The sequence below is a fragment of the Stieleria maiorica genome, assembly GCF_008035925.1.
Taxonomy (GTDB): domain Bacteria; phylum Planctomycetota; class Planctomycetia; order Pirellulales; family Pirellulaceae; genus Stieleria; species Stieleria maiorica.
The window spans coordinates 3,666,022-3,684,457 of sequence record NZ_CP036264.1 but is presented as its reverse complement, the minus strand read 5'-3'; the positions used below and the strand labels follow the sequence as shown (position 1 = coordinate 3,684,457).

Here is an 18,436-nt window from a genome sequence, read left to right as displayed (position 1 = left end):
TCGAGGTAGGTCGGCGCGGTGGCGGGTCGCGCCTACAATCCGCCTCTGACACACCTCAAATCCCCTAAAAAATGCGTCAGATCCCAAAAACGCGCTCCGAGATCCTGAATGTCCACCCGTCGTCGTGCCCGCGAAATTGTTTTGCAGTTACTTTACGAAGCCGATCTGAACGGCACGCGTGACGCCATTTCCGCGCGCCGGTTCATCAAGTCGCGTCTACAGGGCCGATCGGCGTTAACGGCATTTGCGGAAAAGTTGCTCACCGGCACACTGGAACACCGCCAGGAGGTGGATCGGCATCTGGCGCGGTTGGCCAAGGGATGGGCGCTGGGGCGGATGGCGGTCACCGACCGCAATGTCATGCGGATGGCGGCCTACGAAATCCTGTTCTCCGAAACGCCCGGCAGAGTCGCGGTCAACGAGGCGGTGGTGTTGATCAAACGATACGGCGACAAAAATAGCCCGCGGTTTGTCAACGGAATTTTGGACCGCCTGCTGAAGGAACATGAATCCAACTCGCTCGGTGTTGCAGGTGAAGTAGACGCCGGGCAGGACGACAACGGTTAGGCGCTCGACCGATGCCTGACGTCGCTTCCTGGCTGTTTCCCTGGTTGACCATCACGTTGGTCTTGTCGGTCGGGATCTTCGTCCAGGCGGCCGCCGGATTCGCAGCCGGAATGTTGATCGTGCCGACCCTGTTGTGGCTGGGGTACCTGATTCCCGAAGCCGGCATCGCGCTGCTGGTGGCGACGATCCCGCAGAACATTGCCGGCGTCTATGCGCTGCGAGATTCGATCCGGGCGAAATCGATTCTTTGGCCGGGGATCGGACGTGTCGCTTTTTTTCCGCTCGGGATTCTCGCGTTGATCGCGATCGAAGAAACGTTTCCCCTGGTGCGCATCCGCCAGTTCGTCGGCGGCGTCGTGTTGGCGGCGACGCTGGCGACGATCATTTATCACCCTGTTCCCAAAGCGAAACTCTCACCGATCTGGGCTTGGATTGCGTTCCCCGTTTCCGGTTTTCTGCAGGGGTTGGTCGGGATGGGAGGGCCGGCGATGGTGTTTTGGGTTTCCGCCCACGACTGGAATACCCGTCAAATTCGCGGCTTCCTGTTCGCGATGTATCTGGTCAGTCTGGCTCCGGCCATCGCGATGTTGTTTGCGTTTTTTGGGGATCGATTGGTCGTCCCGGCGCTCAATGCCGGTGCATCCATTCCTGTCCTGTTGTTGGCGACATCGCTGGGACTTAAATTCGGCAACTGGCTCGGGCGAAATCGTCTGCGAGGCGTCACGTTGGGCCTGTTGTTCTTGATGGGGGTTCTCGGATTGGCCGCTCCGTGGATTCGCCCCGGTTAACGCGGCGACACGGCAAGGAATCACCATGATCGCGGAACTCGGGTCCCTCTTCACCGCCGATGCGATCATCGCATTGCTGACGTTGACGATGATGGAGATCGTCCTGGGGATCGACAACATCGTGTTCATCGCAATCATCACCGGACGCTTGCCGGAGGAGAAACGATCCTTCGCCCGGCGATTCGGCTTGGTGCTGGCCATGGGCATGCGGATCTTGTTACTGATGGGCATCGGCTACTTGATGCAGTTGGTCGATCCGCTGTTCCATCTGTCCGACGTGATTCCCATCGAAGCCTTGGCGGATTGGCTGCGCGAGAACGAAGAGGCCGATGTGATCAGCGGCAAAGATATCATTCTGCTCGTCGGCGGGCTGTTCCTGTTGTGGACCGCGGTACGGGAAATCCACCACAAGATCGAAGGCAAAGAGGAGGAGGCCGAAGTCGGAAATTTGCCCGGGGACAGCGGCGGATCGGCCGACGGAATCGCCCCGATCACACCGAAGACGCAGGCCGGCGTGACCGTCGGCGGTGTATTGTTTCGAATCGCGTTCATGGACGTCATCTTTTCGCTCGATTCGGTCATCACCGCCGTGGGAATGGCCAAAGAAATCTACGTGATGGTCGCCGCCGTCGTGATCAGCGTCCTGGTCATGATCGCCTTTGCCAACCAGATCAGCGAGTTCGTCCAGCAGCACCCGACGGTCAAAATGCTGGCCCTCTCGTTCCTGATCCTGATCAGTGTCGTCCTGGTCAGCGAAGCCTCCGGAACGCCGATCCACAAAGGCTACGTCTACTTCGCGATGGCATTCTCCTTGAGTGTCGAATTCTTGAATCTGAGGATGAAAATGAAACGCGTCCGCCCCAGCCGCGGTGAAGGGGAAACCGGAAGCGTGCGGGGCAGGGTCTAGGTTTCAGGTTTCAGGTCACGCATTTTCCTGTCTCTCTTTTTCGCCACGCCCATTTTTCTGTCCTTCATTTTTCTGTCCTCTCCTCCCCTTCCCACCGCGACCTCTTCCCCAACGTCGTTCTCACCGCCCTTTGGGCGTGCGAATCGACTATCCTGTTGGCCTTCCGAATTACCCCCTCCCTCCCTCATTTTTCACGGAAACCATTCATGTCTACCAATCGTCGTCACTTTCTGAAAGCCGCCGCCGCCGGATCGGCTGTCGCTGCAACGGGCACCGGGCTGTCCTTGGATGCACCGCTGATTGCGCAGGACAACGATGCGAAACTGCGTCTTGCATCGATCGGCGTGGGGGGATCTCGGGGGCGGTACAACCGTGGCGGTTCGATCGCCCGCGCGGCGTCGAAGTTTGCCAACATGATCGCGGTCTGTGACGTCGACGATCTTCACGCCGAAGAGTTCAATCAAGAGTTCGGCGGCAAACTGGCGAAGTACCGTGACTATCGCGAGATGCTGGAAAAGGAACAGCCGCAAGTCGTTACGATCGGCACGCCGGACCATTGGCACGTTCCGATCGCCATCGCCGCACTGCGCAGCGGCGCCGATGTCTATTGCGAAAAACCGCTGACATTGACGATCGACGAAGGCAAGCAGATTCGCGCGGTCGTTGAAGAAACCGGACGCGTCTTTCAGGTCGGCACGCAACAACGCAGCAGCAAGGATTTGTTCCTGACGGCGATCGCCATGGTCCACAGCGGCCGACTGGGCGACAACGTCAACGCCTACGTCGCGATCGGCGGCGCGCCTGGCGACGGCCCCTTCGAATCCACCGCAGCCCCCGCCGACTTGGATTGGAACCTGTGGGTCGGGCCGGCTCCGGAGGCGGAATACTGTGAAGAGCGACGACGAATGTTCCGCTGGTACTTCGAGTACTCCGGCGGAAAAATGACCGACTGGGGCGCTCACCACATCGACATCGCCCAGTGGGCCCTCGCACCGGGCGAAGACGGACCGACGCGGATCAAGGGGACCGGTCAATTCCCCAGTTCCGTCCCCAGTGATCTGGACTGGGCCGCGTTCTTGGACGGTGAGATCTCGTTGCCCAACGCCTACAACACCGCGACGAAATTCAGCATCGACCTGAAGTACGACAACGGATCGCTGATCAGCGTGAATGATCGCTACACCCGTGAAAGCGAGAACATTGATTTCCCCAACGGAATCTTGTTCGAAGGCGACAAGGGCCGGATCTTCGTCAACCGCGGAAAACTGCAAGGGTCGCCGGTCGACAACCTGACCGAGAACGACAAAGCCGAACTGAATGAGTACATCGTTGAATTGTGCCACGGCAAGAATCCCGGCAACCACATGGGCAACTTCTTCGAGTGCATCGAGGATCGTGGAAAACCGATCTCCGACGTTTGGTCGCACCACCGCACGATGACGTCCTGTCACCTCTGCAATATCGCGCTGATGACCGGTCGCGAACTGAATTGGGATCCCAAGCAGGAAATGTTCATCGGTGACGATGAAGCCAACAAACTGCTGAGCCGAAAGTCACGCGACTTCGGTTGAGAAACGTCGGTCGGGTAGGATCGCGACCACGCCCCACACCCGTTCCGAGGCATGTTGCCCCCCTCCTTCCAAGGCTCCGCCTTGGAACGCACGGCAAGTGTGGCTCCAGCCACACACACCGCGGGCGTCCGGAGGCGGAGCCTCGGGAAATCCCGTTCCCAGGCGGAGCCCGGGAACGAGGCGTAACCCTCTTGGGATCAGCCGTTTGGCGCCAGCCTACGGGCCTCTATAAACTCAGGGGCCCGAACGCTCAGGGGCCCGAACGCTTGCGCGAACCGGCTGATGTCACTCGTGTTTCGTCGTCCAATGGTTGCCGTGAGTCGACCATCCATTGCGGAATGACTTCGTGTAGACCAGGCGGAGCCCGGGAACGAGGCGGGATGCCAGAGAGGGTCTCCCGACGCGTCAGTGTTTGAAATCGACCCGCTTGGTTTCTCCCCCTGCGCGCACCATCGCGTAGCCCCAGTCTGCGGTGATCGAATTGCCGCTGCCGGCGAATTCGCGGATCAGCCAGCCGCGTCGGGCCGCGGGGGAGTCCGCCGGCGGCCAGCGGCGACGGCGGCGGATTCGTTCCGGGGCGATCAACGCCAGCGACGGGTTCGCTGCAGCCAATCGCTGGAAATATCCGTCGGGCGAGAGTTCGTGATAGCGCAGGTCGGTCTTCCTTTTTTCCAGCCACTCGGCGTGCTCGCCGAGCTGATCGATCATCCAACGCTTGCTCAACCAGTCCACCCTGCCGAGCGCCGGAGTAACGTTCCGCGAATCGCGCCGGAAGGCGGACACGACGTTGATCAGGTCTGACCAACGCTGGACCACCAATTCGGCCTCCCCACGCTCGAGCCACGGCGTCTGGTCGACAAATCGTTTCGCCGCCTTCAAATACCGGCGTTGGATTTCCAATGCACTCAACCGACCTCGACTGGTCATCACTCGTCGCACCAGATTCCAGTCCGACGTGATCTCGTGCAAGGCGGCGACGGAGCGCGAAAGTGTCACGAATTCCTTCGTCGCCCCCGATTCGATCATGTCCAAAACCAGTGAGACCGATCCGAGTTTGACGTATTCGGCCAGCTCGGACAGATTGGAGTCCGACAATCCGATCTGTAATCGTTGACGTCGTGCGAACATCGCCTTGGTCGCCCCGAGTGACAAAAACGATCGTTCGCAAAAGTGCCCCAGCCAATGGCCATAGACAAAGATCGGTCGTTCGCCGCGATAGCGTCCCATGTCGGCGACGACATCAATGGCCATCGCTTTCGCGCTCAATCGATATCGCCCCTCTTCATCCAAATCACCGCTGCCGCAAAGCGCCGTGCGAGAAACCAACAACGCCGTCAGGTATTTCCGCTGCTTTCGGAATGCCACGTGACGGGCGACCATTCGCAAGACGATCACTGTGGGACAGTGGATGAAGCGGAGCAATCCCGTCAGCACCGATTGAGCCCAAGGGGGCAGCGTGTCAAAGAGTTCGGCGGGCGACTGCCCCGCGTTCTGTTCGTCCGAGGATGGCGGTGAATCAGGTGTTTCGTCACCGCCGCAGTGACTGCGGCGACGACGAAATCGAATCCACATCATTGCGCCATAGGCAGCGGCAAGCACCGGCAACGAGACGACCACGCTGACCAACTGCATCATCCATAACAGCAGGATACAGCTGCGATAAACCAATAACCAAACCCCCGTTGCGACCACCGCCTCGTAATTCTCTTGGCAACCGTAAACGTGTCCCAGCGCATCGCTGCTGTTCTTCAGCAGACGCACGTCAAATTCGTTTACCGTTTCCGCCGCATCGGCCACCAGCGCATCGATCGAACGCTGGCAAGCCAACAGTTCATCCGGGCTGGTGACTTCCGGCGTTGCGATTTCGACCAAGCCTCCCGGTAGCGCGTGGAAGGTGGGATGCGTTTCGCAGGTCACCGCTCCACCGCTGGCGAGAAACAGTTGGTGCTGATCAAACACGCCGGGGACGGTCGGTTGATTGCGGCCAATGGCGGCACAGATTCGCGAATAGATCTCCGAAAAACGCGGCAGATCATCGGTCATCAACTCGGGCCGATTCGCCACCAAGGTCGCGTACTCGGTCTCCATCCCCATCAGACGCGTCACCAGCGGCCGCGACGCGGCAGGCTGATGCAAAGAAGCCGATTCCGTCACCAATCATCCCCGAGAAGAGGCGTGAACACTGCCCAAGTAGCGGTTTGCTGGACTGAGCTATCTTGACGTAGCGACGCTCGCCAGAGCATGGCAAGCCATCCACTTAAGCAAAAGCTGCTCGATAACTTGACGTGAGCCAGCAACGCCGCCGTGTGATTGTAACCGATCCGGCACCATTGGAACGCGACCTTTGAGAGCCCCCCACGGATGGCAGAGCGTACCCACGGATGGCAGAGCGTACCCGCGGATGGCAGAGCGTACCCGCGGATGTGTGGCAGAACCGAATCCGCGAGGACACTCCTGTAAGATTCCCGGTTGAGGTCATCGATTGGCAGTCATGGGTCGCAAATAGCGACAACGCCCGTCCGAAACAAGCGCAGCCATGCTTTACCAACGAAGTCCGAATCGCTCGCCGCCGGTTTCGCGGTTGTTGCCGCCCTTGAGGGGGCCTTCATGAGCGGGTTTGACGGCGACTTCACGCTGTGGTTCTTCGACCTCATCTTCTTTCGGCTTCGCATCTTCGGCGACGCTTTGCGCCGCCTTCATCGACAATCCGATCTTCTGGCTGTCGCGATCGAAGGACATGACCTTCACGTCGACTTCCTGGCCTTCGCTGACAAAGGCATCGATTTTCGAGACACGGTGGTGGGCCAGTTCGCTGACGTGCACCAGCCCTTCGACTCCGGCGGTCAAGCGGACGAAACAACCGAACGATGCGATCCGGGTCACGGTGCCTTTGTGGACGCTTCCGATCGCGAAGTCGGCTTCGGCGGTGTCCCAGGGGTTTTCCAGCAGGTCGCGATAGGACAGTGAAATCTTGCCGGTGTCCTTGTCCACCGAATCCAATTTCACCTTCACCTTTTGGCCGACCTCAAGCACTTCGCTGGGATGTTTGATGCGTTCCCAGCTGAGTTTGCTGACATGGATCAAACCGTCCAAGGCGCCCAGATCGACGAAGGCCCCGAAATCTTTGACGCTGCGCACGACGCCTTCCATCACATCGCCGGGCTGGATCTTCTGCAGTTGCTCGGCTCGCTTTTGTTCTCGCTCGCGCTCAAGAATTGCACGCCGGCTGAGCACCAGATTGCCGCGTCGCTCGTTGGCTTCGGTCACCAGGCAAACGAATTTCTGGTCGACGAACTCGCTGGCGTCCTCCACGCGGTACTCGGCGATTTGGCTGATCGGCATGAAGCCGCGGACGCCGCCGACCTTGCACTCCAGTCCGCCGCTGTTGTGGCCGGTCACGACGGCCTCGACCACCGAGCCTTCTTCCAGGTCGCTCCAATCGGCGACATCGATCGTCGATCCGGGCAACGAGCACATGTACAAGCCGTCGTCGCGATTGAACCCGCGCACCATGACTTCGACCGTGCTGCCCACGGCCGGTTCAGCCTCTTTGAATTGTTCGAACGGAATCACACCCTCGTCCGGACCGCCGAGCGCGATGTAAACGCTATCCTGGTGGATCTTGAGCACTTTTCCGGAGATCCGCGTCCCCTCGGCCAGCGCCTCTTTCCGATCCGACATGCCGGCCGACCCGCTGAGCATGGATTCAACGTCCGCCGCAGCCAGTTCGGCCTGCAGCTCTGCCTCCAGATCCTCGCTGAGCGCCCCACGCACCGACGGAACCGCCACACGCTGGGGCTTGTTTGCTGTCGGCGGAGCCGCCGCGGCAGCGGCCGGTTTTTCCTTTTCACCCTTCAATCGCGGCTTGGGGTGCTTTTTCTTCTTGCCCGGTTTTTTTGCTTGCTTCTTCTCAGCCGCCTCGAGCTGCTCGGTGGACACGGTCGGCGAGGCGGGCTTGGCGACCCCCAGGCCTCGGGCGGCCAGTGGGCCCGAACCGCTGCGGGCGGCTTGGGGCGCAGCCCCGGCAGTGCTCTCCGCAGGGGCAGTGCTCTCCGCAGGGGCAGTGCTCTCCGCAGACGAGGTAGCTGCGACGGGGGCAGGCATCTCCGAGGCGGGTGTTTCCGAGGCGGGGGCTGGTTCGGCGGGGGCGGCCGGTTCGGGAGACGCGGCCGAATCTGCCGTGGAGGGGGCAAGGTCGCTGGCGGGTTCGTCCGTCACGGGCTGTGGTTCGTTGCTCATCGAAACAATCGACGTGGGGAAAAGAGACAGGGGATCAATTCGGCAGTCTAGCACCCCGAAAACTTTGTCGGTAGTCTTCGCAGCAGGTTTGTCCGCTTCTGATGGAGAACAGCGCCAGATGCCCGAATTTACCGATTTTGCTCAAACGCTCAGCCAGTCCTTCTCAACCGAACTTCTGTCCGCAATCCAGGCCGCGCCGCTGCCCCCGCTCGGAGACGGCACGCTGCAGAAACCTCTACAAACACTCCTGTCCGGCGGAATCGGAGATCATCTGATCGATGTCCCCGCCGCGCGGCAGATGGAAGTGATGAGCGGATTGTGGCTGGTCGCCGGCGATATTCATCGCAGCCATTCGATCAGCCAGGACCTCGGCAGCGCCGAAGGCAGTTTCTTGCACGGCATCATGCATCGACGCGAAGGTGACTTCGGCAACTCGAAATACTGGTTCCGACGCGTCGGGTCCCATTGCGTGTTCGATCAAATCAACAGCGAAACCGACGGTCACTACGCCGACCCGTTCGAGTTTGTCGATCAATGCCAGCAGGCACAGGCAAGCCGGTCAGACGATCAGATGCAACGGTGCGTCGATTCGCAGTGGATCGAATGGCAGGCGTTGATGATGTATTTGGTTCAGTAGGATTGCGTCTCCAACGTAGCTGCCTTCGCCAGAAGGTGGATCTGCGAATTCCTCCATGCTCTGGCGAGCGTAGCTACGTCGCGGTGGTGTTGGCCAGCTACGGCTGCCCCGCACTGGTTTTCAAACCGCTGAGTGTCAGCGGGCGTTTCGGGTCAGGCTTGGATGCAGTCACGAACACCGCTACCGGAGCCGACTCCGCCAACGACGTCACGCCGATCGTTCCGGTCCGAGTGGTCTCGCCTGACTGGACGAACCAGTGGAACAGGTCAGGCTCGTTGGCGTCGCGTTGGATCGACAGCGTCGTAGAATCACCGGGCGTTTTGATTTTGTCCACCAGATCGCGGCGGACATCGTCGCCACGGTCTCGCGCAAACACTTCAATCGCATTCTTCGCCGAACGCAATCCGATCCGGATTCCATCGACTTGAAATCCGACTTGTGTCTCGCCCCGCATCCCCGCGGACAACGAAGTCGAGACCGCCATCGCCGCCCCCGAGGTCAACGTGAATTGCTTGTCGCGAATGATGAACGATGTGTGTGCTTCGTTCGGAACCAATCGGATCGCTTCATCGGTCGCCTCATACCACTGGAACCCTTGTTCGCATTCAAATCGATCGGCTAACTGGCCGGGGAATTCCGCGACGGCGCGGAGGCTTGCGATCGGATCCACCGAATCGGGAAGTGTCGTGGCCGGACTGATCGACAATCCGCCCAGGGGGCGAAATTTGCCCCGGTTTTCCGATGACGCAGCCTTTGCCGGCATCCCCTCGTCGCCTTGTTTGGCAATGTCGGAAAGCACATCGCCGAACTTATCACCCAGGCCGGCGCCGAGTCCGCTGCCCGTGTCCCGCCGCTTGGCGATCGGTGACCGATGTTGGGCCGGCGGTCCGTCGGCACGGGATGCTTGCGGACTTGCTTTTCGTCCCGTCGTCCCCGCAGCTCTTCGGCCGGCGCCCGATTCGTTGTCTTGATCTGCGTTCCGCTCCGCCCCAGCGGACTGTAAGGACGAACCACGAACGTCGGCCCCCATTTCCTGCGGCCGGGCTTCGGCTGCGCGTCGACCACCGGGATTCCGATTCACCAAAAACACAATGGCGACGATCGTCAGCAAGACCGCGGCGCTGATGCCGTGGTACTTCCAATCGCCGGCGGTGTGCCTGCGACGCTGCACTGCCGTTCCCGTCGCCGTCGTCGATTGTGATTCGACGGTGTTGTCGGGTTGATCGACCTCGACATTGCCTCGATGCGAGTTGTCCGATGACGCATGACCTGACAAGGGCGCTGTTGAAGTTACATTGTCTGCCGACGCGACCGGGGAGCGCAATGACTGGTCATACGCCCTTCGCGATTCGGCGCTCATCAATGTGCGACGCGCGATCGCCACCTGCCCCAGCATTTCCTGGACGATCTTTCGTTGCGGCCCGGCGGCGATCTGGTGCAAATAGGCACTGCGAGACCTTGCCGCCGATTCGATCAATGCTTCATCGGACTCAAAATCGGCGAGCCCCAACAAGGCATAGTGGTTCGGCGGCAACCTCTCCGCCGGAATCTCCAGCCACTCTTGGTACAACGTGTTCAACTCGGCAGGATCGGGAATCGGCATTGCAGATATTCAGGCAGATGAGGACGTCTTGGAGAACGTCCTTTATAACACGGCGATACGCGTGATCGATGTTCCATCGCGGCCACGACACCGCAATGTGAACAGAAAAAAAATTAGCGGCGTTCACTGGTCGGTGGTTCCGCGGGCTCCTGATGAGATGCCACTCGCAGTGCATATCGCGACTTCTGAGACAATTCGCGCTGACGCTGATCGGCGATCAAGCGATCCTGCGGTCCGATCCCGTCAAGCGTCTGCGCCAACGCAAAGGCACCAGCGGCCTGCCAATAACACTTTGACGCCAGATCGGGATTCGCCGCTCGCCGGCCAAACCCCTCCCAGGTGTCGGCCAGCCAAAACAGATCGGCGACCGAAAACTGTACACCTGATGCGTCCAACTGGTTCACCATTTCACTGAACAAATACAACGTGTCTTTTCCGAGAGTCGCCTCCGTTTCCAATTCCCGCGCCTGCAAGTACACCGAACGTAAGAATGAAGACAGCTTTGGCGGCGAGGGGATACTTCGGTGCGCCGATTGAACAACGAGCTCAGGCGACGGTTCCGGGGGTTGGACGTCGTTGGGGGCGTCTCCCCAGGATCTTTCTGGCGAAGTTGGGCTCTCGTTCGGTTGCCGCGGCGTTGCGTTCTCGGTCGTCACCGTGGCTTCGGCCGCAGGGATCGGCAACGGACCGCCCCGCTTGGGTGCCTCGGCGACACCGTTCAAAGCGACGACTGGGAACCCCAAGCGATCTCGGTAAACGAATCCGATTGCGGTTGCCATCAACATCAACGCTGCGGCGACGACGATCAAGTTTCCGGCAAAGTTGGAACGTCGTGGTCGATCGCGATGCCGATTTGCCGTGGGCACACCCGGAGACGCGGTTGGACGGTCAGAACGCTTCTCGAACGCCTCCGCCACCTCGCCTCGGTCGGCAATTACCTTGGCCCCGGTACGGTCGATGGCCAAGGGTTGGTAGGGCATCAAGTCGCTGCACAATGCCGAGTCGAGTGCATCAACGTTCTCTTGCATCACGAATACGAAACCGCACTCGCACTCTGCCGTCTGCCCCATCTCCGCCTTGGTCACCGAAAACTCGCGTCGGCACCCCGGGCAGGAAACCACCGACTCTGGTTCCAAGTCCCCTTCGTCGTCGACCGATTCCGATTCTGAAGCGTGTGGCTCCGATTCGCCGTTTGGGTAGCGGAACTCGCCAAGAGTTTCGCCTGGGGCCTGGTCTTCGCCGAACGTCTCGGCGACTTCCGCCACGACCTCGGGAACCTGCAGCGAATACAACTCCGGCAGCCCCACGATCGGAAGCTGAATCGCTTCGTCGTCGACCGATTCCGATTCTGAAGCGTGTCGCTCCGATTCGCCGTCCGGGTAGCGGAACTCGCCAAGAGTTTCGCGTGGGACCTGATCTTCGTCGAATGTCTCGGCGACTTCCGCCACGACCTCGGGAACCTGCAGCGAATACAACTCCGGCAGCGCCACGATCGGAAGCTGAATCGCTTCGTCGTCGACCGATTCCGATTCTGAAGCGTGTGGCTCCGATTCGCAGTCCGAGTAGCGGAACTCGCCAAGAGTTTCGCCTGGGACCTGATCTTCGTCGAATGTCTCGGCGACTTCCGCCACGACCTCGGGAACCCGCAGCGAATACAACTCCGGCAGCCCCACGATCGGAAGCTGAATCGCTTCGTCGTCGACTGATTCCGATTCTGAAGCGTGTGGCTCCAATTCGCCATCCGGGTAGCGGAACTCGCCAAGAGTTTCGCATGGGACCTGATCGTCGTCGAACGTCTCGGCGACTTCCGCCACGACCTCGGGGACCTGCAGCGAACACAACTCCGGCAGCCCCACGATCGGAAGCTGAATCGCTTCGTCGTCCGATTCCGATTCTGAAGCGTGTCGCTCCGATTCGCCGTCCGGGTAGCGGAACTCGCCAAGAGTTTCGCATGGGACCTGATCTTCGTCGAACGTCTCGGCGACTTCCGCCACGACCTCGGGGACCTGCAGCGAATACAACTCCGGCAGCCCCACGATCGGAAGCTGAATCACTTCGTCGTCGACCAATTCCGACTCGGAAGCCTGTGGCTCCGATTCGCAGTCCTGGTAGCGGAACTCGCCAAGAGTTTCGCGTGGGACCTGGTCTTCGCCGCACGTCTCGGCGACTTCCGCCACGAACTCGGGAACCTGCAGCGAATACAACTCCGGCAGCCCCACGATCGGAAGCTGAATCGCTTCGTCGTCCGATTCCGATTCTGAAGCGTGTGGCTCCGATTCGCCGTCCGGGTAGCGGAACTCGCCAAGAGTTTCGCATGGGACCTGATCGTCGTCGAACGTCTCGGCGACTTCCGCCACGACCTCGGGGGTCGGCTGTTGGGGCAGGTTTGACGCTCCGTCTTCGGCGTCGTGATCGAGATCGACGAGGCTCTGTTCGGAGGCCGTGTTGCCGTCGTCTTTAGCGACCGTGACTCGAACTAGGATGGCGGTCGGGATTTTGACGACTGCTCCACAGCGGCATGGCAATTCTTCACCCGCTGCCGATCGATCGACGACGTAGTTGCTGCCGCAAGCGGTGCATTCGGCCGCGACCTCGGTGGCAGCGGCCAGGCCAGTCGCGATCAACGTCGTGTCGCATTGGCATTCCAGCACGGGTGTTTCCGCCGGCACCACTGCCCCTTCGCAGTGCGCAGCGACCAACGACGCTTCGGTGAAAGCGAGCGTCGTACGGCAAACAGGGCATTGGCCCGACAGCGTCATCGCGGAGCTTTGATAGCAAGACGGCTAGGCGAAGTGGATCGCCGAGTCTAGCAATCTGCCGGGGTAGAGCCCAAGATTGGTTTGCGGTTCGGGCGTCGGAATCGGCAAGCAAACCGGAAGTTTGCGTCTTTAGAGCTCAAATGCCTCGTCGTCCAGGTCTTCCGGCTCCTCGTCATACGGATCGTCTTCGTCGTCGCCCGTCCGCCGCATCAGCACCTCGGGCGGATCGGAGCCGTCGTCCGGGAACCAGCGAATGGTTTCCCGCGGCGGATCGGACAGACTTTCTTCACACTCGATCGCGTTCCAGCTGATGTCGCCGGGGCCATCGGCCACATCCCCCTCCTCGAACTCCTCGTCGGTGCTCATCAGATACAACGAGGCGTTGCGCAAGAACCGCTCGACTTCGGCCGGTTCATAGCGATCGGTGTCGTAGACGGCCTCCATATCCGGCATGTCCAATTGCCCCATCCCGACGGTGTCCATCAACGCCCAGGATTCATCGACGCGGAACAGTCGCACGTTGGTCCACATGTCCAGCGGTGGCAATTCATAATTCCAGGCGTAATTGAGTCCTTGCCGCAACCCATTTTGATCACGCAGCACCTCACCGCCCGGATTGAAATAGCAAATCGCCTGGGGCAAATCCAACAGAGCCGAGACGGCTTTGGTCAGAAATCGCAGTTCCGCGACCGGGTCATAATCATCGGGGATTAGCACGATGTCGTCGGAATCGTCGTCATCCTGTTCGGACTCGTCGGCTCCCAGGACGTAGCTGATCAGCAATCGAATGTGGGAGGTGTGTTGCGTGGGAACATCCTCACCGTCTTCCCAACCCCAAGATTGTTCGGCCGCCCGTTCCAGGCACCCGGGGAACGCCAGCGGTCCGAATTGCCCCAGCGACCAGGCGACAAACACATCGGGTGCCGTTTCGGGGTCGCCCATCTGATCGGGCCACTTGTCGGTCGAGGGCGTGACCAGCAAGTGCCCTCCCACCTCGGGCCGAAAACTCATCACCAACGTTTCGGGCGAGGCTCCATCGACGGCGGACTCTTGCACACCGATCATGTCAAAGTCGGAGAGTTTGTCCTGCAGCTCGGCCAAAGCGACCGGGCTTCGCAGCAACACACACATCCCTTGAGTAAACAAACCCTTTGCCATGATCGCCTGCAATCGCTCCTCTGCCAAAATAAAAATCGGCGGCAAAGATTCGCCGCCGTACTGTGATTTTTACCGCATCGGGCCGGCATGGACGAGTCCAAACGGGCGTCGAATGACAATCCGTCCTTCGAAGACGCGCGAGCGCTATAGTCCAAGATCGCCGAACAGCGGGGTGCTCAAATAGCGTTCGCCCAGGCTGCACATGATCGTGACGATCCGTTTGCCTTTCATTTCTGGGCGAGCGGCGACCTGTGCGGCGGCCCACATGTTGGCCCCGCTGCTGATCCCGCCGACGATCCCCTCTTCCTTGGCCAGCCGACGGCCCCACGCGAATGCGTCTTCGTCGTCGACCTGGACCACGTCATCGATGATGCTGGTGTCCAAGTTCTTGGGGATGAACCCGGCGCCGATGCCCTGGATGCGGTGCTTGCCGGGCGCTCCGCCGCTGATCACCGGCGAGTGAACCGGTTCCACTGCGATCGCTTTGAAGTCGGGGTTCTTTTGTTTCAGGTAGCGGGCCACGCCGGTGATCGTGCCGCCGGTCCCGACACCGGCCACGATCGCATCGATCTGATGGCCGCTGTCCTCCCAAATCTCCGGCCCGGTGGTCGCCTCGTGGATCGCCGGATTGGCCGGGTTTTCGAATTGTTGTGGCATGAAGGCGCTGTCGTCTTGGGAGACCAGTTCGGCGGCCTTGTTGATGGCACCTTTCATGCCATCCCCGGCGGGTGTCAGCACCAGGTTGGCGCCCATTGCGCGAAGCAACGCCCGTCGCTCGACGGACATCGATTCGGGCATCGTCAACGTCAACTTGTACCCTTTGGCGGCACACACGAACGCCAACGCGATGCCGGTATTGCCACTGGTCGGCTCGATCACGTGCGTCGCCGGGGTGATCGTCCCGTCTTTCTCGCCGGCTTCGATCATCGCGACACCGATACGATCTTTCACGCTATTGAGCGGCTGAAAGAACTCGCACTTGGCGAAAACGGTTGCGCCCCCGTCGGGCACCAGACGATTCACCTGGATCATCGGGGTGTCGCCGATCGCTTTCGTTGCGTCTGAGTAACTTTTTCCACGTGGCATGTTCATTCCTCCCTGGAACAACCATTGATTGATGTCATCGTCTGGAAACGGTTCAGTCCACGACCCAGGTATCCCCGGCGTGGAACAATTTAGCTAAATCGCCTTCGCCGCGGGTCTCCTTGGCAAGATCGACCTGGGCGTTGATTTGTTCGTCATAGGTCGCGACGTTGTCGACGTCACGCAAAACCCCGATCGGTTCGGGCATTTCAGGATAACGCATTCGGGCCAACATCATCTGGATCGACGGGTTGGGATCTTTTTCGTCGTGGATCAACAGATCATCGTCCGGCACTTCGCTCCGCTCGACGATTTCCAGGTGTGTGCCGACCAAGCGGATCGCTTTCTCGTTGTTCTTGCCGAACACCAGCGGCTTTCCGTGCTCGAGTTCGACGACGTTGTCGGCACGCTGTTTCTTTTCCTGGGCATAAGCCATCGCACCGTCATTGAACACGTTGCAGTTCTGGTAGACCTCGACCAGCGACGTCCCCTTGTGCTCGGAAGCTCGCTTGAGCACGTCGCCCAAGTGCTTGACGTGGGCGTCCAGGGATCGAGCCACAAAGGTCGCCTCGGCGGCCAACGCCACAGACAGCGGGCTCAGCGGATGGTCGATCGATCCCATCGGCGTGCTCTTGGTGACCTGACCTTCGGTACTGGTCGGGCTGTATTGCCCCTTGGTCAATCCATAGATCCGGTTGTTAAACAGGACGATGTTGATGTCCAGGTTCCGGCGCAGGACATGGATGAAGTGATTGCCGCCGATCGACAACGCGTCGCCGTCACCGGTGATCACCCACACCATCAAATCGGGACGCGTCGATTTCAACCCCGTGGCGAACGTCGGCGCACGCCCGTGAATGCTGTGCATGCCATAGGTGTTCATGTAGTAGGGGAACCGGCTGCTGCAGCCGATCCCGCTGATGAACACAATCTTCTCGCGCGGCACCCCGAGTTCCGGCAGAACCTTTTTCATCTGCGCCAGGATCGAATAGTCGCCGCATCCGGGGCACCATCGTACGTCTTGGTCAGAAGCGAAATCAGCGGCTTTGAGAACAGGCAGGGACATGGCGAAAATGATTGGAAACGGTTTGTTTTGTTGTGACAGAGAAACGGCGTCGGCTGTCGGCCACACGTCATGGCCCGAGCTGGAGTTGCCGACGCCGGCAGGGTCGGGCGGCTAGACGGCGACCGGTGACGGCAATTGCGATTCGATTTGTTGGATCAGTTCGCTGACCGCAAATGGTTTTCCTTGGACTTTGTTGTAACCGATGCAATCCACCAGGAATTCCGCCCGCAACAACATTCGCAGCTGGCCCATGTTCAATTCGGGTACCAAGACACGATCGAACGACTTGAGCAACTGCCCCAGGTTTCGGGGCAACGGATTCAGGTAACGCAAATGGGCATGGCTGACACGGTGACCGGCTTGCTGACAACGGCGGACAGCGGTCAGACAGGCGCCGTAGGTACCGCCCCACGAGACGACCAACAGATCGCCGCTGGTTTCGCCAAAAACGTCTTGTTCGGGAATCCGCTCGGCGATCTTGGCGACCTTGGCCGCCCGCGTTTCGGTCATCAGCTGGTGGTTGGCCGGGTCATAGCTGACGTTACCGGTTTGATGTTCTTTTTCCAGACCACCGACCCGGTGCATCAATCCTTCGGTCCCCGGAATGGCCCAGGGCCGTCCCAGGTTTTCATCGCGCAAGTACGGCAGGAACAGTTCGCCGTCCTCGGCATCGACGGGATGCTGAATCTCAATTTTCGGCAACGCGTCGAGGGTGGGGATCTTCCAGGGCTCGCTGCCGTTGGCGATGTACCCGTCCGACAACAGCATCACCGGAATCATGCACTCGGTGGCGATCCGCCAGGCTTCGATCGCGGTGTTGAAGCAGTCGGCCGGAGACTGGGGAGCGATCACGGGAATCGGGGATTCGCCGTTGCGGCCGAACATCGCTTGCAACAAATCGCTTTGTTCGGTCTTGGTCGGCAACCCGGTGCTGGGACCGCCGCGTTGGACGTTGACGACGACCATCGGCAACTCCAGCATCATGCCCAACCCCATCGCCTCGGCCTTGAGCGCGATCCCGGGACCGCTGCTGGCGGTCACCGCCATGGTGCCGCCGAACGCCGCCCCGATCGTCGCGCACATCGCCGAGATCTCGTCTTCGGCCTGAAACGTGCGAACTCCGAAGTTCTTGTGTTTGGTCAGTTCATGCAGAATGTCGCTGGCCGGCGTGATCGGGTACGTCCCGTAAAACAGTTCTTTGCCGCTCAATTTGCTGGCGGCGACCAGCCCCCAAGCCAACGCCTGGTTGCCCATGATGTTTCGGTACGTCCCGGGCGTCAGCTCGGCGGCTTCGACCTGGTAACTTTCACCGAACGCCTCGGTCGTCTCACCGAACGCCCACCCGGCGCGCAGGGCGGCCACGTTGGCGGCGGCGACATCAGGCTTCTTGCCGAACTTGTTGTCGATGAAACGCAGCGTCGGATCCAGCGATCGGCCGAACAGCCAGTACACCAGCCCCATGGCGAAAAAGTTCTTGCAACGATCGGCGATTTTCGGGCTTAATCCGTGCTCGGACACCGCCGCCCGGGTCAACTGAGTCATCGGCACTTTGATCAACCGATAACTGTCATTGATGACCGTCGCCTCCAGTGGATTCGCTTCGACCTTGGCCAGTTTGAAATCTTTCTCGGTGAACCCGTCTTCATTGGCGATCAAGATGCCGCCCTTGCGCAGGTCCTGGACATTGGTCACCAGGGCCGCCGGGTTCATCACCACCAGCGCATCGAGCGTGTCACCGGGCGTAAAAATCTCTTCCTTGGCAAATTGGACCTGAAAGCCGCTGACACCTGCCCGGGTGCCGCGGGGGGCACGGATCTCCGCCGGAAAATCGGGGAAAGTCGCGACATCGTTGCCGGCCAGGGCACTGGTGTTGGTCAGCTGGGTCCCCAATAACTGCATCCCGTCGCCCGAATCTCCGGCCAGTCGCACGGTGATTCCGGAGACGGATTTGACATGTTTTGTAGTCGTCATGAACTGCATCTTTCGCGTCTTCTGATGGCCTGGCCGAAATCTCTTGGCGGCGTGGCCGAGTTCTTTGGGCGGCGTGGCCGCGGTTTC

At 60.2% G+C, this 18,436-nt stretch carries 13 protein-coding genes; 5 read left to right on the top strand and 8 right to left on the bottom strand.

Annotation, left to right across the window (positions count from 1 at the left end):
• Window positions 1–108: 108 nt before the first annotated feature.
• From nusB to Mal15_RS12695, 4 genes are all read left to right on the top strand, one after another.
• Window positions 109–567 (top strand): transcription antitermination factor NusB, encoded by a 459-nt coding sequence (gene nusB / locus Mal15_RS12710; RefSeq protein WP_147868109.1) that lies wholly within the window; start codon window positions 109–111, stop codon window positions 565–567.
• An 11-nt stretch (window positions 568–578) separates the two neighbouring features.
• Window positions 579–1,355: a sulfite exporter TauE/SafE family protein gene (locus Mal15_RS12705; RefSeq protein ID WP_147868108.1), complete on the top strand. Its 777-nt coding sequence runs from the start codon at window positions 579–581 to the stop codon at window positions 1,353–1,355.
• A 25-nt stretch (window positions 1,356–1,380) separates the two neighbouring features.
• A complete protein-coding gene (locus Mal15_RS12700) occupies window positions 1,381–2,262 on the top strand; it encodes a TerC family protein (RefSeq protein ID WP_147868107.1) in 882 nt (293 codons plus the stop codon).
• A 206-nt stretch (window positions 2,263–2,468) separates the two neighbouring features.
• Window positions 2,469–3,833, top strand: a complete 1,365-nt coding sequence (locus Mal15_RS12695) for a Gfo/Idh/MocA family protein (protein WP_147868106.1) — start codon at window positions 2,469–2,471, stop codon at window positions 3,831–3,833.
• A 405-nt stretch (window positions 3,834–4,238) separates the two neighbouring features.
• Here Mal15_RS12695 and Mal15_RS12690 read toward each other — a convergent pair whose 3' ends face one another.
• Window positions 4,239–5,987, bottom strand: coding sequence for a proteasome accessory factor PafA2 family protein (locus tag Mal15_RS12690; RefSeq protein WP_167546761.1), 1,749 nt, complete (start codon window positions 5,985–5,987; stop codon window positions 4,239–4,241).
• Window positions 5,988–6,374: 387 nt separating this feature from the next.
• Window positions 6,375–8,072: a S1 RNA-binding domain-containing protein gene (locus tag Mal15_RS12685; protein ID WP_147868104.1), complete on the bottom strand. Its 1,698-nt coding sequence runs from the start codon at window positions 8,070–8,072 to the stop codon at window positions 6,375–6,377.
• Window positions 8,073–8,190: 118 nt separating this feature from the next.
• Between Mal15_RS12685 and Mal15_RS12680 the strand changes: the two genes are divergently transcribed.
• Window positions 8,191–8,709, top strand: a complete 519-nt coding sequence (locus Mal15_RS12680) for a hypothetical protein (protein WP_147868103.1) — start codon at window positions 8,191–8,193, stop codon at window positions 8,707–8,709.
• A 97-nt stretch (window positions 8,710–8,806) separates the two neighbouring features.
• Here Mal15_RS12680 and Mal15_RS12675 read toward each other — a convergent pair whose 3' ends face one another.
• The 6 genes from Mal15_RS12675 to Mal15_RS12650 all read right to left on the bottom strand — a co-directional run bounded on the left by Mal15_RS12675 (window position 8,807) and on the right by Mal15_RS12650 (window position 18,349).
• Window positions 8,807–10,312 (bottom strand): hypothetical protein, encoded by a 1,506-nt coding sequence (locus Mal15_RS12675; RefSeq protein ID WP_147868102.1) that lies wholly within the window; start codon window positions 10,310–10,312, stop codon window positions 8,807–8,809.
• A 113-nt stretch (window positions 10,313–10,425) separates the two neighbouring features.
• Window positions 10,426–13,071 (bottom strand): hypothetical protein, encoded by a 2,646-nt coding sequence (locus tag Mal15_RS12670; RefSeq protein ID WP_147868101.1) that lies wholly within the window; start codon window positions 13,069–13,071, stop codon window positions 10,426–10,428.
• A 129-nt stretch (window positions 13,072–13,200) separates the two neighbouring features.
• Window positions 13,201–14,229, bottom strand: coding sequence for a DUF4261 domain-containing protein (locus tag Mal15_RS12665; protein WP_147868100.1), 1,029 nt, complete (start codon window positions 14,227–14,229; stop codon window positions 13,201–13,203).
• Window positions 14,230–14,373: 144 nt separating this feature from the next.
• A complete protein-coding gene (cysK, locus tag Mal15_RS12660; protein WP_390623510.1) occupies window positions 14,374–15,321 on the bottom strand; it encodes a cysteine synthase A in 948 nt (315 codons plus the stop codon).
• Between the two features lie 46 nt (window positions 15,322–15,367).
• Window positions 15,368–16,378 (bottom strand): 2-oxoacid:ferredoxin oxidoreductase subunit beta, encoded by a 1,011-nt coding sequence (locus Mal15_RS12655; RefSeq protein WP_147868098.1) that lies wholly within the window; start codon window positions 16,376–16,378, stop codon window positions 15,368–15,370.
• A 111-nt stretch (window positions 16,379–16,489) separates the two neighbouring features.
• Window positions 16,490–18,349, bottom strand: coding sequence for a 2-oxoacid:acceptor oxidoreductase subunit alpha (locus Mal15_RS12650; protein WP_233903425.1), 1,860 nt, complete (start codon window positions 18,347–18,349; stop codon window positions 16,490–16,492).
• Window positions 18,350–18,436: the final 87 nt, after the last annotated feature.